This is a genomic window from bacterium, assembly GCA_039961635.1.
In the GTDB taxonomy this organism is placed as follows: Bacteria; 4484-113; 4484-113; order JAGGVC01; family JAGGVC01; genus JABRWB01.
In genome coordinates, this window is sequence record JABRWB010000041.1 from 46,825 (window position 1) to 61,758 (window position 14,934).

Sequence of the window (14,934 nt, forward strand, 5' to 3'; positions counted from 1 at the left end):
GCCTAGAACTCCGCGTGAAAATGCTGGTCAAGGATGGCCTGCAGCTTGTTCCAGTGCCCGACTTCTTCTTCGGCCAATTCGAGCATAAGCGCCTTGATGCCGGGATCGTCTACGTTTTCGGCAATTTTGCGGTAAACGGCTTCCGCCTTTCGCTCCTGGCGCTGGGCGAAATGAATCGCATCCACCGGATCTGAAAAAGTGAACTCGGTCGAGTGTCCTTCCATTTGGCGCTCCTTAATTGACTACTAAAATTGGACAGCATCCTCCGCATCTGCGGAAAAATATTTCGCCATATACTCGCCGAGAATTCTTTTAAGCGAGTCATGGCATTTGGTGCAAGCCGTACCAGCCTTGGTTCTGTTTTGCAAACCCGCGAAATCACGTACTCCTTCCAGAACAGCTTCTTCTATGTCGTTGTCGGTCACCTGCAAGCATTCGCATATCACCGCGGAAGGCTTGTCGATGACCTTTTCCGACATTCCAATCCGAGTATAATAGTCATTTATTGCGGCTCTAAGCGCTTTATCTCCAAGCACGCTGCAGTGAATTTTATGCTCAGGCAAACCGCCGAGCTTTCTAAGTATGTCCCTGGGCGTTAGTGCTCGAGCCTGTTCCAACGTCATGCCGCCATCCTCAAGTACGACTTCGCTCATCATTGAAGTGGATGCGATGGCGCTTGCGCAGCCGAAGGTCTTCCATCTCAGATCCCGAATGCGGCCCGAGTCGCGGTCAACCTTAATCCAAACACGCATCATATCACCGCATACCGGAGAACCGACCGTGCCGATACCGTCCGCGGATGCGTCCCAGTCCGCGGTGTCCGAATAAAGGGCGTTGCGCGGGTTGAGGAAATGGTCCTTAACCACCTCTCCATAAAGCCAGTCCATCATGTCGAATTCTGCCATTTGCGAAGACCTCGAAAAATCAAGTCCTGCTGGGTATCGAATACACTTCCAGTCTGAGCCTGTCTTCAGATAAAGCAAGCACTTTCTTTGAATCAAGGCTGAACAGATACTGGGCGCATCCATCCTGCACAAGGATTTCGCGGCGGGTGTCAAGCTGCATAATCCACAGGTCTTTTGAATCCGAGTATTCAGGCGGTTCGCCAATACGTTCGGGTATCCGCAAGTATCCTAGCCATTTGCGGTCCGGCGTCAGACTTGGTTGCAGTTCGTATCCCGAATGCTTGACCAGAACTTGATTTTCCTTTTTTTCGAGGTTGAAAGTGGAGATGTCCGACTCGTCAAGAAAATCCAGCACCCCGTCCTTGTTTGTATCCCTCGAAACCAGACTGAAGTAAATATCCTTGCCCGAATCGGTTATGAACATACTGTGAACGTAGGGAAAAAGCCCCAGAATCGAAGCAGAGTTCTCGTAAAAATCGTATTTCAGAATGTAGTGATCCGCAGGATACTCTCCACGGAAGCTCCAGCAGTCAATAATAAGGGCATCCAATTCAAAGCTGTACACGATTTCGTCAATTAGGTCAGCGTTGTCCTTGACCACCAGCGCAACAAAGCTGTTCGTGTTCAAAGAGAGTCTGGCAATCGAAGTCGGCTCGTTTGGAAACAGGTATGGAACCGCTGCGACGTAAAGATACTGGTCGGTCGGATCCCAGGCAAATTCCTTAACCCAGAAATTATCCGGCATGTGCTCAAAATTCACAAGTTTCGGCTCGCCGTCCTTAAGGCTGATAACGCGGAAAAACGGCCTGACGGCGGGATCCGAAAATGGTTCGTAAAACAGAAGATAATTATGTCCTGGCGACACCGAAAGCTTTAGATTGGAAATGTTTGTGCCGCTCGGAAACAATTTTTCAAGCTGGGTTGCCGTAATGACCTTGCTGCGGGTGCCATCGTGAATGTTGTGCTTCCACAGGATGCTTCCGTTTGGATTGATTGCATACAGCAACACGTTGTTTTCGTCGAACCACGCAAACGTGGATATGCGGCTTCCGTCGTTGAATGAGATCGTCCGCGCGTAAGGATTATCCGCCAACGCCGGAGAGATCGAATTCATCAAAAACACGAGCATCCAAGATGCGAAGCGAAACAATAACGTCTTTTGCATGGGGCACTTATTATACAGGTACACCTTGGCGAAATCGTCCTAATAAGCGCACGAGCATCAAATCAGGTTACTTCGACTGCCACACCGGGAGTAAGAAAAACCAACTTGGCCGAATCCACCGGCCCCAATCCTGCTTCAACCGCCTTGATGTAGACCCACATTTGGAGGAAGTAATTCTCGGCTCTTCCATTTACTTCTGCCATGTCAACCGCGTCCGTTTTCCAGTCAACCAAAATTCTGCGTCGGTCGCATTCAAAAATCAAGTCCACCGCGCCTTGAGCCACCACGAAATCATCGTCATTAAGCATTACAATTGAGGGGCTGATTGCGGATGATTGCGGCATGTTTGGATTTGCCAGTGCCGTTAGGGCTCTTAATGCTCTTGGTTCTGATGCGAAGTCCTCTCTATTTAACCTTAACAAAAATCTCCATTCTGTTCTTGCAAATCCTTTCCCGCTTAAAAAACGCCCAAGCGGCGTTTCCAGAAAAGAATGAATCCGATTCATTTCTATATTGCTTGCATCTGATTCGGCGATTTTGCCCAGAGAAACGAGCTCCGCAAGAGTTTCTTCCGGATTTATACCGACACCACAACCGAATGGCAAATTGGACATGAGAATGTGAACCGCCGAGCCGAGTCGAAGCGAGTCATTGCGCAGATTGTGTGAATTTCGCGAGGCATCCCTCGGTTCGAACGATTCGGCGATCATTCGCAAACCTTCCGGATCGTCGTATTTGGATAGGGACGATGCGCTTATCTTTCGCGGAATGCTTATCGTTGAAGAAAATGGATACTTAAAGAGCACGGCATCGGGAATCTTCAGTTCCGCTTCATTCAACGGAGTTACATCCATGCCAAGTTCGGTTTTAAGAGCAAGGTTGGGAAGTGTCTCTTTTCCGATTGCAGCCTTCAGCTCGGATTCCCGGAACACATCGCAGCTCAAATCCGCATCCAAGCCTTGCGGCGCAATCCCACCAATTTGAACGCCGATTGATTCCAGGGCCGCGTAAACAGGTTTTGCCTCAATAAAAATGGGCATTAGCCAATCCATAAAGTTGCAGGCTTCGTCCCGTTCCCTTATACATTCGTTTTTGGCGGTCCTCCTCGCTGCATAGCTTACCTTGAAGGCGGATTCGCGTACCGAACCGACCATTATCAGCCGTTCTCTTGCGCGCGTTAGGGAAACGTAAAGTTTTCTAGCCTCCTCCTCAAGCATTTTGTGGCGCAGCGCCCGTTCGACAATGCGGTAAGGAGGAGATGGATAGGTAGCGTGGCGGTTGGGGTGAAGTAACCTGCAACCAAAACCAATTTCACGATCGAAAATTACGGCTCTTTTCGATTCATCGAATCTGAATTTATGTCCCAAACCGGCTGCGATCACTATCGGAAACTCAAGCCCCTTCGCTTGATGAATGCTTGTGATTTGAACTCGGTCTCCGACCGCCGATGTGGGAAGTTCGATTTTGTCTTCCGCCGACGCTTTTTTAATCAAATCTCCGAGTCCTCCCGGCGGCATGGATTCCGAAATTCCGGCGAACCATTCCAGTCTGGAGCTTGAATCCGCTGTCCCGTAACCGAGCCGGGCAAGGCTGTCCAGATTAGAATCGCGTATAGTTTTCAGCACCACTTCAGACAACTCATCCGACTGGGCAGTTTGGCGCATTTCAGTAAGCCATTCCAGGAAACGCTCAATTTTCAATCGCTCTTCAGTTGCGAATCGCATAAGCTCCTCTGATGGAGCACTTTCGCCCAAGGCCTCTGAAAGAACTGTCAGAACTTGATTATAACCCTTGCTGGTGACCGAAGACACAACTGCATCGAACAGCAGCTCGCAATGTTCCATTGAGCTTCTGATGGCAAGAAGGTAGTCAGGCGTTAGGCCGACCAAAGGACCGAGCAAAACCGCAGAAAGCGGAATATCCTGCAACGGATTGTCAATAACGCGCAATATGCTTAACAGATCCCTAGACAATGGATCGGACATAAGTTGCGCGCTACCTCCTGCTGAAAACCAGAACGGAATTCCGTAACGGCCGAACACCTCCGCATATGTATCCACCCAATTGACCGGTGCGGACAAAATAAGGGCTACGTGCCTGAACGATATCGGGACAGGCCTTTTCTGCCCATCATTTTCTTCGATTACTTTAATTGCAGGCACCGAATTAACCAACGATAAAATTTCCCTGGCGACAAGTGATGCCTCCAGCTCTTTGCGGGATAAGTCGGTTTCTTCAAAGTCGCCGCCCGCATTTTCCGTATCAAAATCATCGTTTTCAACCTCTTTGTCGTCTACGCGAGTTCCCGATGACAAAATAAGCTTCAACGATACGTGCGGAGTTACGCATCCGGATGCGCACTGGCTCAATTCATTTCCAGCGCCACTTATAAGCTTGTGTCCATCGCAATAGTCAATCCCGCCGAAATTCTCGGAAAAAATCCGTGAAAAAACAGCGTTTACCACGTCTATTACGGGTTTGACGCTTCTGAAATTATCGGGCAGGTCGATTAAACTGGACGATTCATCTTTGCCCTTTCGGATAAGGTTCAATCGGTTAACAAATAAATCCGGCTCGGCATGCCTGAAGCGATAAATGCTTTGCTTTACATCGCCAACCATAAAAAACATTTTCGCGCGTTGCGACAGGCATTCGAAAATCGCATCTTGAATAGGGCTGGTGTCCTGATATTCGTCAATAAGAATATGATCGAATCTGTCGGCCAAAACTTCGGCCACATGCTTGTTGCTTGCCGCTGTTTCGGCTAATAAAGTATGTGCGTATCTTTCCAGGTCGGAAAAATCCAGCATTTTCAAGCGTAGTTTGATTTTCGAAAAGCACTCCGTGTACTTGTAAACCAAATCTATTAATTCGGGCAATATCTGCGAGGACGAAAACTTTTTCAATTCAGAAAGTATGATAAGCTCCGGAACCAGCCACGTTTTTCTAAAATCGGACTTTATCCTGTTTCTAAATTTCACCCAAGACTCCTTAGTTCGATCCAGCTCGTAAATGTTACACTTCGCAGGATAGCGGGGAGTCCAGCTTGCGCCCGAAAGAAAGTCATTCATTGCGCCGGTTTTTTCCGTATCCATTGACAGAAATTCAGACAGCAGCTTTACATCGTTGTAAATTGCCTCGCGCCATGCTGCCGGTATCGCCGACTTTCTGAATTCCGTTTCGAACCATTCAAGTTCGCGCCTGATTTTCTCTATTTCCGCTGTTAAAGCATCTTTGTAAAGCTTACCCCAAGTCGTGTGCCAAAAACTTTCCGCTGACTTTACTTCATCGTAGAGGCCAAGCCAATATTTGCTTCTGGCTCTCGGCTGGGGCAGTTTTTCGAAAAAATCCGCCAAATCAAGCACCAAAGTATGCAGCCATTCATCGCCCCTGCCTGTGCCGAATGACCTCAACAACTGCGCATAGCGCTTTTGTCCAGCTTTGCTACTGGCCATTTCGGCGATTGTCTTGCCAATAGCGATTTCTTTTAAATTGCGTGACTTATCCTCATCTAGAATTGCAAAGTCCGCGGGAAGAGACAACGGTCCTGCGAATTCCCGTATAAGCTGCAAACAAAAAGAATGTATCGTACCAACAGGCGCTTGGGTGATTCTAGGGATCAAAAGCTCCAAATTGCGATCGTTCGATTCAACGAGCCTGTTTATTACGCCAATCTTGAGTTGAGACGCTGCTTTTCTGGTGAAAGTAATTGCCAGAATCCGCTCCGGTGCGTTTCCTTCAATTAGCAGTTTTAAATATCGCTGAATAAGAACGCTAGTTTTTCCCGCTCCAGCAGCAGCGCTTACAAGTATCCGGCGATCGACGGCCTCGATCGCTTTGCGCTGACTCATTGTCCAGTTCACCGGGCCATTTTTCATTGGACTCCCTCCAATTCCCGCTTCATAAGGGAGATAACTGATTCTTTATCGCCCGCTTTCCCAGCTAATCTCACAATGTCGTGTGAAGGATTCATCCTGCACACGGAAGCATAGTTGCAATAATCGCAAAGACAGTAATTGCCCACTTTTACGGGCGCGACCGCGATTCGACCTTCCGCTATCTCGGACAGGATTCTGCGCAAATATGCGGTGAACCAGTCGAATAAAGTTTTCCAGTCGCCCGCCCCTATCACGTCTATTTTATTTTGATATCCGAATCCTCCATTTTTATTAAAGTATATTGAATAGTATTTTGACCAGCCTGTTGCAGACTTATCCAATAACCTTGCCGCATGTTCGCTTATTAGGCCGCGCGATTTACGCATTATTCCCTTATCTTCTCCAGCATCTTCGAACGTTGGCCGCGAATAAATATCGGGCGAAATGTGAAACCACAGCAACGCGCCTACTTTTGGCCGCGGCGGGTTATCGGCTACGCCAATTGCTTGAACAATGTTCCCGGCCAACATTTCAAGTGCATACCCATAAAATAAAAGCTGTATATCCAGGCCGTGAAACAACTTATCCCACGAAATTTTTTTTAGGCCGCTTTTATAATCCACGACTGCAAGGCATCCGCTGTTGGCCTCCAAGTCAATTCTATCAATCCTTCCAGAAACCAAAAACCGAACATCGTCCACTTCAATTTTTACTTGTGGAAGCGCCCCTTCTTGATTACCAAGCCATTGTTCTGCAAGCAGTGGGTCGAAAAGGCCCGCATTCAGCGTTTGAAGAATTATAAGGAAAGTTTTTTTGACATCACGTTTGATTTGATCTTGAAGAAGCTTGAATGCCGGAATCCTGCTCCAGTCGCAAGATGCATCATTAAGGACATAAGTTGCGGCTTCATCCATCAGTGCAAGCAATGCAGATTGGTCGCCACCCCTCCAACAAAGCTTGCGAGTAAGTGATTCTGTAAGGGTTTTCTCCAGAATTGCGTGATATATTGCGCCTAGGGATAGCGAGTCCGGCCGCCCCTCGGGCCTGTTAAACAACCTTAGGTCGGCCTCGGCGAAGTAAGCAAACGGGCAAGCTGAATACTTTTCCAATCTGGTTGGCGATATCCGATTGCAGTATTTGACTCGGAGAGCGGTTCCCCATTTATGAAGTTTTGCCGCGGCAGGAGGAGCCTGCAAATTCAATGTTTCGGCCAATCTCACTTCGCCATTTGAAGGAACCAGTAATTCCCTCTGCATGCCTTTGGATTGAAGATAAGATGCGAACTCAATAGGTGTTACGGCTTCGCTTAAATTGCGGGGCGTTTCGGGCACGTCGTTTTCCTCGATTCTTCCGGCAGCCCAATCGGGAAGCATCGAAAGCAACGGAGAAGGAACAGCTTCAGAGGATTCCCTTATTGGAATAGTCACGGTCAAGCTATTTGAAGCGCGAGTGCATGCAACGTAAAACAAATATCTTTCCATAATAAACCTGCTGACGCCGTCTCCTTCCAGCGGAAATCCCTGTTGCCGCAAATATAATTTTTCCTCTTGCGTGATTAATCCGCCATCCCCGCCTTTGAGTGGAAATCGTTCGTCAATAAGTCCAAGAAGGAAAACATGTTTTGGAGATTCCTGGCGGCCGCGCTCGATTTCAGAGACAATTACTTCATCCAGTGCGGGCGGCGGAATTTTTGCTTTTGCATCCGATACGGCAGCTTCAAATAGTTCACTGAACATTCTAACTGACATTTTTTCGTCACCGCACAAAACGCCTATTTCATGCAGCGTCCTTACGGCCAAGTTATAAGCTTCAAGCTCAATAATATCTCCGCGCACGCGCTCTTCGATTCCGGGGAACAGCATTTTTACTATTCCCTGCATCTCATATTCAAATTCAGGCGCAGTTAGGGGACGAGTGATTCTAGAACCATATTCGCCTAGTGAAATCAGAAAGGCAGCCAAATGAGTTTCATGCGCCGGCTCAAATTCGCCAACAAGCTTAACTGAATGCTCGCATATTCCTTCGTTTGGCACAGCAAAACGAAGCAAAAGATTTTCAAGTCTGTCTGTGGATTCGAGCGGCACACCGGAATGCGGATTTCGCAGAAGCGACAACATGCTGCGCCTGTCGGGTTCAACCGCAAAATCGAGAAGATCTGAAAACAACCTAAGAGCAGGTCTGACGGCCAGCGGCCGCGGGCAGTCCAGAAAAAAGGGTATGTCGTATTTGGGAAAGCAATCCGAAATCAATCTTCGATACGGCTCAAGAGACCTGGACACGACGGAAATATCTTTGTACCTTACACCCGAGCAAACAAGCCGCCTAATTTCCCTGGCGACAAACCTGATTTCGGCAGATGATGTCGGGACGGCTACAAGCCGGAAATCCCTGATTTGCGAGCCTGGCAGCTTCTGTCTGGGCAGGTTATTTGGGGACTTCCTTCCTTGTCTAATGCCGATTTCAAGCGCGTTAAGTTCGGGTGCTTCGGCGAATCTCCATGTCTTCCGCTCAAGATTAAGGTATTCTCGCTCGATCTTAAACGCCGATGCCATCGAATCCAGAGCAAAGTACGTGGCCAATGGATATCCCAGTGGCGATGTATCAATTCGATCCCTGGGATTATCTTTATTCTTCCCGCTCGGCGATAGATCGGACGGATTCATAAGAAGAGCAATTGTCGTTTGCCTGGAGCCTTGAACAAGCGCACGAATAACGCTTAGTTCGCCCGCCGTAAACCTACTGAAGCCGTCAATCCATAGGCGAAGTGTCCGTTTCGACAGAAGTTTGGGAATATCACCAGCCAAAATCTCCAATCCCGCGGTGTCATCAACAAGGTTGCGGGATTCCAGTTCCGAATTCAATTTTGCCGCGAGATAACTGATGTAATTTATTTTGGAGTGCAACCAAGGTCTTTGGGATGCATCTGCCGCCTCGGCAAGCATTTCCAAAGGAAATCCGCATCTTTTGCATTCCGAAATCAAATCCAGAATTTGATCCATTTGCCCGGTACCTGCGGTACCGGTGCTCGCCAAAAACGGGGGCATTTGTTCATCGGCAAGAATCCTGAAAAGCAACAACCGCTTAATATTAGGATCGGCGAGTTCTTGTTTAGGCTCGTAGCCAAGAACACGCGGGAGCATTTTGAAACCGGTTATGGCCAAATCGCTGATGACGGGAGATTTCGATTTTGAAAGGAGCAGCCGCTCGTACTGCGCGGTGGCTTGATCGGGAACCAGCAAAATCATAAGTGATTCCCGGTCCGCACGGTTTGCCGCGATATCCAATATATCCCGCGCGATTTCGTGCGTTTTCCCGCTGCCTGCAGGTCCTATGATGAATTTTAGTTTAGCCATATTTATGCCGCTTCGTTGCCGCGGAATAAGGATTATACAAGCCCCGGTCGGGTACAATCTGCACGTGCCGGCAATCAACGATTCAGGGAAACCTCCGGGCAGCTTTCCGCCGCCTTCCCGGTTTCACAAAATGGACGACAGGCTTGTCGTCGACAGGAACGCGGTAAATTTCACTCTTCGCGGATTTCTGATACTTATAGCAGGCGGATTTGCAATTTTGCTTCTGGCCCAGGCGATCAGCATGCTGTTCGCCCCTCCGAACTTGTCCAGGATGTCGGACAATCAGCTGAAGAAGTTGTCCAAGAAGGTTAAATCTGCCTTGGGATCCGGTGCCGGGGTAATAGCTTCGCGTTATGAAAACGGACGCTCAAAGATGTATGCATATCCTCTTTCGCAAGAAAAGCCAATTTTGTTGGATGTCGCGTATTCGATGAGCGGCGGCACCAGTTTCATGTCCAGGTACGAAAACGCGTTCGACTACTTGCGGGAGGATAGGCATCCGGTTGACATTCTGGATCATGTTAAATTGCTTTTGCAGAATATCGCTGGCCTATTCGGAAGGGAAAACAGTCCGAACTTAGCGTTGCAAATGTATCCATCGGTTTACAGCCGTTTTGTAATTAGACTGGACGATTTCAATATCGCTTCCGGGGAGAAGTTTTCACTGCCTCCTGACCCAAGAGGAAGCACTGCAAGGGCGATTGTGATTCCTGATCCAAGCGGCCGCAACCTCTTTATCTGTCGCTCTGACGGCCCGCTGTTTTTCGACGGGAAAACCGGAGAAAAAGAAGTTACCATCGAAATGGCGCCAGCGGATCAACTTGGAGGATACAGCGCGCCCGCGGTGACGCGCAGATTTAAAATTAAACTGCCTGAATTGAACGGGTCTCGGGAGCCGATCAGGAACATAATCCGTCCGCTTCAGGGCGCGAAAAACGGGGTGTATTTTGTATTTTACACAGTCGGGGGGGAAAAACAGGTGATTGTTCAAAGCGGTATTATATTTTGCAGTATGTTGGACGATACAGGCGCAAAAATGGTTGCGCATTTGGTTCCAGAACACGTTGCGCAAAATGGTGAGCTGGTCAATACTTTTGTCATAGCTACTTACGTGGAATCAACAGGGACATTGCTTGGTGTTGTCGAAAATCTTTGGGAGGATGGATATTATAGGATAATGGCTAGCTTCGATCCAATGAGCAGCATGTTTAAACCGCTGTTCAAGGTGGGTTGGGATTCGACCGGCGGGCTTATAGACTACAAATTGGACGAATACTTTTTTTTCACTTCCAAAAAGCCGGAACAAGCATCAAGCTTTCCATTTCGAAAAACGTCGTTTCGCGATGAGAACGAAGCCGTAATCGGTATGGATTCCGCCGGACCGGACGCAAATTACATTCTTTGCAGGTTGAATTTGAAATCGTTCACTTTAAAGGAGATTATAGCCACTTCTGCGAACGTGCGCGGCTTTCGAACAATGGGATACGGTTATTCCACGCCGGTTTTTACTCTTTCGGAAACAACCAGGGAAGTTATTTACGCCGATCAGCACAAGCTGATGTCGGTCGATTACGAGGGCGGAGTCCCCAGGACTATTGCAGATGATGGTTCCGGCAACTGGAACATGCTTTGGTCAATCGAGGCAAATCCGGATGGTTGATTTTAGGCAATGGTCTATTTAACGCGAATCCACTCGTGAGTGATACCTTCTTTTGAAACCCTTACCACCACGAATCCGTGTTCTGGCTTTCCGAATTTGTACTTCGAATACAGGCCCGCGCCGCCGCCGGCGCTGATGATGAAATCGGTTCCGTCGATTTCCATAGAATCATAGAGGTGTATATGTCCGAGGAACACCATCGGGCATGCGGCTGCCCTTATCAAGGACATCACTTGGTCTTGGTCCTTCCCGCCGTCCATGGAATGAACTTTCCATCGTCCCACGGCAGGCGGTTTGTGAAAAGCAACGAAACATGTTTTTTCATTATTGATGTATTTATGAGCAAACGCGAGGGCCTCCCGCGAAAACTCTCCCGTCGAGTTATCCAACCCGATGAATCGGCAGCTTCCGTACTCGAAATACCAGTTTGGCTCTCCAACTCGCCGTTTCCAGTTCGCCAATCCGCGCTCTCTGTCGTGATTGCCGGGGACATGTACGATGGGCACGCTCAACGTCTCAATTAACTTGGCATAAGCATCGAATTCGGAGCTATCGCCGTGATTGACCAAATCGCCCGTGTTAAGAATGAACAGCGGCTTATATGACAACGCCTGTTCAAGAATCTCGCGGTACACCGCATCGCCGCTGCGGTTGTCGCCGACGACAATGAACGTGAATCCGCCATCGACCCCGCTTTTGTCCGACCAGATTGCGCGGATGTTCTCTGCAAGCGATAGCGGCGCGGCGGCCAGCGGAACTCCGAGAGAGCACCACAAAGCTGCGAGCAGGATTGAAAATCTTCTCAAATGAACGCGCATGACAGCCGTTTATACCAGACCTGCATCCAGCACAGCTTAAAGAAACTCGATTGGAAGAGTGGTTTGTTCAAAAGCAGCGCTAAACCTCCAGTCGCCCCATAATTTCTTCCTTTTCTGCTTCTTCAATTTCCATTATGTCTCGCTTGATCTCGCGCCTCGCGACACCGGTACGCATTGCCGCCATCGCCACTTCCCGCGCCACCAACTTTGGTACATTCCGGTTGAACACCGTAGGGATAATGTAATCCTGCCCCAACTCGTCCGGAGTAACGCTGGAGGCTATCGCTCGTGCTGCCGCCTGCTTCATCTCTTCATTGATGTCCCTCGCACGTGCGTCAAGTGCTCCGCGCATTATGCCGGGGAAGCACAGTACGTTGTTTATCTGGTTGGGATAATCGCTTCGTCCGGTTGCCATTATTGCTACGTGCCCCCAGGCCTCCTCCGGCATTATCTCGGGAACCGGATTTGACATTGCGAAAACTATTGGATCCTTGTTCATTTTCTTCACGTCTTCAAGCGTGATTATTCCGGGTCCGGAAAGTCCAAGAAACAGGTCTGCGCCTTTCATGGCGTCGTGAATAGTGCCTTTGCGATTCTCCTGGTTGGTGTTTTCGGCATACCACTGCTTGGCGAAATTATCGCCCAAGTCCGACCGTTCTTTGCAAATTATGCCCTTTCTGTCGCAGCCGATGAAATGGCTTACACCCATGGACATGAGCATCTTTGTGCAAGCCACGCCGGCTGCTCCCACTCCGGCCACCACCACGTGCAGGTCTTCGATTTTCTTCCCGGTGATTTTTAGGGCGTTAATAAGTGCGGCGGCCACAACAACGGCGGTACCGTGCTGATCATCGTGGAAAATCGGTATGTCTGTTTCTTTCTTCAGTCTATCCTCGATGTAAAAACAGCGCGGCGCGCTGATATCTTCAAGGTTTATCCCTCCGAACGTCGGAGCAATCATCTTGCAGATTTCAACTATCTTGTCAGGGTCTTTAGTATCCAGGCAGATCGGAAAGGCGTCTACCCCGCCAAACTCCTTGAACAGCATTGCCTTTCCTTCCATCACAGGCATCGCGGCTTCTGGGCCGATGTCCCCAAGTCCCAACACCGCGGTTCCATCAGAAACAACGGCAATCATGTTTTTCTTTATGGTCAGCGCCCACGCCTTTTCCTTGTCATGGTGGATTGCCATGCACACGCGCCCGACCCCCGGCGTATAGGCCATTGAAAGGTCATCCCGCGTTTTAACCGGCACGCGGTTGGCAATTTCGATTTTGCCTCCCAGATGGATTAGAAACGTCCTATCACTCCAAGAGCGGACGTTCACACCCTCCATCGATTTGACCGCGTCGATTACCTGTTTCGCGTGTTCAAAGCTCGTGCAATCTACGGTGAAATCGCGGATGGACTTGTCCTTTTGCACCTGGACGATATCAATGGCGCCTATGGAGCCATCCACTTCGCTGATCTTCTCCAGGATCTTTGCGAGCGTGCCCGGGACGCGGACATGCTCGACGCGCAACGTCACACTGTAACTGGCACTGGGTGTTACTCCCATCTTATTACCTCCGTAAGTAATCGTGCGGGAACCGCACAGGGCATGATGATACTACTTCCGGCGCGCGTGGAAGAATTGCCAAGGGCAGGGAGGGCATTAGCCGTTTGTAACAAAGCGACAGGCTATATGCTTGATTTTGCAATCTGCGTGACGGCGTTCACAGAGTATTCGATTTCTTCCTTCGTATTGAAGCATCCAACGGAGAACCGCACTGTTCCGCCCTGATTCTTCGTGCCGATCATCTCGTGGGCCAGCGGCGCACAATGAATGCCAACCCTGTTTGAAATTCGAAAGTCTTCGGCAAGCCTTCTGCCAACTTCCGAAGGCGCCATACCGGATAAGTTAAAGCTGACCGATCCACCATGACCATCGAACGCGGATGAAAGCCCGTAAACAACGACTCCATCTATCGAAGTCAGTCCTGACAGCAGTAGATCGGTCAGCGACTCCAAATGTTTTTTTAAGTCGGGGATACCGCGGTTCTCGATGTAATCCAATCCGGCGGCAAGGCTTCTTACGCCCGGCATATTAATCGTTCCGGCCTCGTAATACTGGGGAAGGGCTTCAGGATGGCGCATTGACTCGCTCAAGAATCCGGTTCCGCCGATCCGAAGCGGCTTCACTTTGTATCCTTCAGCAATGTACATCAGCCCGGTTCCCTGAATCCCTAGGAGCGCCTTGTGTCCCGGGCAGGCGAAAAACGCCGCGCCCAGCTCATCGAGGTCGATTTCCAGATGTCCCGCCGCTTGCGAGCCATCCAGCAGCACCGGGATTCCAAATTTCGATGCTTCGGTTATCACTTCCCGGTAGGGCTGAATGGAGCCAATTACATTTGAAACCATATTGCAGCAGACAAGCTTGCTGTTCGGTTTGACAAAGTCTTTTATCGATTCGGGATATACGCGTCCGAAGGAATCATGCGGCAATACGTCAAACGAAACGGAGCGCGTCCTTGACAGTTCCTCAAGCGGCCTGAGAACGCTGTTATGCTCCAGCGGCGTAATCAAGACGTGATCGCCTGCTCCAAGCCAACCGAAGAGAATTGTAGACAAACCGTCCGTTGCGCTGTATGTGAAGTTCAGCCTGTTGGAGTCCTTAATTCCGAAAAATCTTGCCAGTCTTGAGCGCGTATCCGAAAGCAGTTTGTTTGTCTCGCTGCTGCCGGCGCCGAGCCCGCGCGTAGGCGAACCGGCATTCGTGCGGATAAATTCATTTACGGCATCGTAAACCCCTTGCGGCTTTGGAAAGCTAGTAGCGGCATTGTCCAGGTATACCGCTATGCCCCCGGTATGCAGCAGGTCGTTCGCGCAAACGCTCAGTTCGAATCCCCGCCTTCGCCCACGGAATCATCCTTCACAGGTTCCGCGGGCTTTTCTTGCACGGCATCGGGTTTCGCCGGCTCATCCTTTACTGCAGATTTGAACTCCTTTATTCCCTGGCCGAGACCTTTGAACAGGCGCGGAATCTGTGTTCCTCCGAAAAGGACAAGAACCGCCAACAGAATCAGCAGAAGTTCCTGCGAGCCAAAACCGAACATTTCAGTCTCCCGCGCCGCAAGTGGGCAATTCCATTATACACTCCGCAGCCGTGGCAAGAG

At 49.5% G+C, this 14,934-nt stretch carries 10 protein-coding genes; 1 reads left to right on the top strand and 9 read right to left on the bottom strand.

Annotated elements, in window-relative coordinates; translation table 11 throughout:
- Positions 1 to 2: 2 nt before the first annotated feature.
- The 5 genes from HRF49_06775 to HRF49_06795 form a co-directional block, all read right to left on the bottom strand.
- On the bottom strand, positions 3 to 224 hold the full coding sequence (locus tag HRF49_06775; protein MEP0814352.1) for a hypothetical protein: 222 nt from the start codon (positions 222 to 224) through the stop codon (positions 3 to 5).
- 21 nt (positions 225 to 245) lie between these two features.
- Positions 246 to 890, bottom strand: a complete 645-nt coding sequence (locus tag HRF49_06780; GenBank protein ID MEP0814353.1) for an iron-sulfur cluster assembly scaffold protein — start codon at positions 888 to 890, stop codon at positions 246 to 248.
- Positions 891 to 924: 34 nt separating this feature from the next.
- Positions 925 to 2,019, bottom strand: coding sequence for a hypothetical protein (locus HRF49_06785; protein ID MEP0814354.1), 1,095 nt, complete (start codon positions 2,017 to 2,019; stop codon positions 925 to 927).
- Between the two features lie 113 nt (positions 2,020 to 2,132).
- Positions 2,133 to 5,948, bottom strand: a complete 3,816-nt coding sequence (locus HRF49_06790) for a UvrD-helicase domain-containing protein (protein ID MEP0814355.1) — start codon at positions 5,946 to 5,948, stop codon at positions 2,133 to 2,135.
- On the bottom strand, positions 5,945 to 8,890 hold the full coding sequence (locus HRF49_06795; GenBank protein MEP0814356.1) for a PD-(D/E)XK nuclease family protein: 2,946 nt from the start codon (positions 8,888 to 8,890) through the stop codon (positions 5,945 to 5,947). The genes HRF49_06790 and HRF49_06795 overlap by 4 nt, the downstream gene beginning before the upstream one ends.
- Before the next feature lie 541 nt (positions 8,891 to 9,431).
- On the opposite strand from HRF49_06795, the gene HRF49_06800 reads away from it, so the two are divergent.
- Positions 9,432 to 10,961 (top strand): hypothetical protein, encoded by a 1,530-nt coding sequence (locus tag HRF49_06800; protein MEP0814357.1) that lies wholly within the window; start codon positions 9,432 to 9,434, stop codon positions 10,959 to 10,961.
- Positions 10,962 to 10,975: 14 nt separating this feature from the next.
- Here HRF49_06800 and HRF49_06805 read toward each other — a convergent pair whose 3' ends face one another.
- The 4 genes from HRF49_06805 to HRF49_06820 all read right to left on the bottom strand — a co-directional run bounded on the left by HRF49_06805 (position 10,976) and on the right by HRF49_06820 (position 14,874).
- On the bottom strand, positions 10,976 to 11,767 hold the full coding sequence (locus tag HRF49_06805; protein MEP0814358.1) for a metallophosphoesterase: 792 nt from the start codon (positions 11,765 to 11,767) through the stop codon (positions 10,976 to 10,978).
- A 91-nt stretch (positions 11,768 to 11,858) separates the two neighbouring features.
- Complete coding sequence (locus HRF49_06810; protein MEP0814359.1) at positions 11,859 to 13,337, bottom strand: NAD-dependent malic enzyme; 1,479 nt, start codon at positions 13,335 to 13,337, stop codon at positions 11,859 to 11,861.
- Between the two features lie 122 nt (positions 13,338 to 13,459).
- Entirely contained in the window at positions 13,460 to 14,656 is a 1,197-nt protein-coding gene (locus HRF49_06815; GenBank protein ID MEP0814360.1) for an aminotransferase class V-fold PLP-dependent enzyme, read from the bottom strand.
- Positions 14,653 to 14,874, bottom strand: coding sequence for a twin-arginine translocase TatA/TatE family subunit (locus tag HRF49_06820; GenBank protein ID MEP0814361.1), 222 nt, complete (start codon positions 14,872 to 14,874; stop codon positions 14,653 to 14,655). Before HRF49_06820 ends, HRF49_06815 begins: the two co-directional genes overlap by 4 nt.
- Between the last annotated feature and the right edge of the window lie 60 nt (positions 14,875 to 14,934).

Coding starts and splice junctions, on each gene's coding strand:
- HRF49_06785 (MEP0814354.1), bottom strand. CDS start 2,019: ATGAATTCGATCTCTCCGGCGTTGGCGGATAATCCTTACGCGCGGACG.
- HRF49_06800 (MEP0814357.1), top strand. CDS start 9,432: ATGGACGACAGGCTTGTCGTCGACAGGAACGCGGTAAATTTCACTCTT.
- HRF49_06775 (MEP0814352.1), bottom strand. CDS start 224: ATGGAAGGACACTCGACCGAGTTCACTTTTTCAGATCCGGTGGATGCG.
- HRF49_06790 (MEP0814355.1), bottom strand. CDS start 5,948: ATGAAAAATGGCCCGGTGAACTGGACAATGAGTCAGCGCAAAGCGATC.
- HRF49_06780 (MEP0814353.1), bottom strand. CDS start 890: ATGATGGACTGGCTTTATGGAGAGGTGGTTAAGGACCATTTCCTCAAC.
- HRF49_06820 (MEP0814361.1), bottom strand. CDS start 14,874: ATGTTCGGTTTTGGCTCGCAGGAACTTCTGCTGATTCTGTTGGCGGTT.
- HRF49_06810 (MEP0814359.1), bottom strand. CDS start 13,337: ATGGGAGTAACACCCAGTGCCAGTTACAGTGTGACGTTGCGCGTCGAG.
- HRF49_06795 (MEP0814356.1), bottom strand. CDS start 8,890: ATGCTTGCCGAGGCGGCAGATGCATCCCAAAGACCTTGGTTGCACTCC.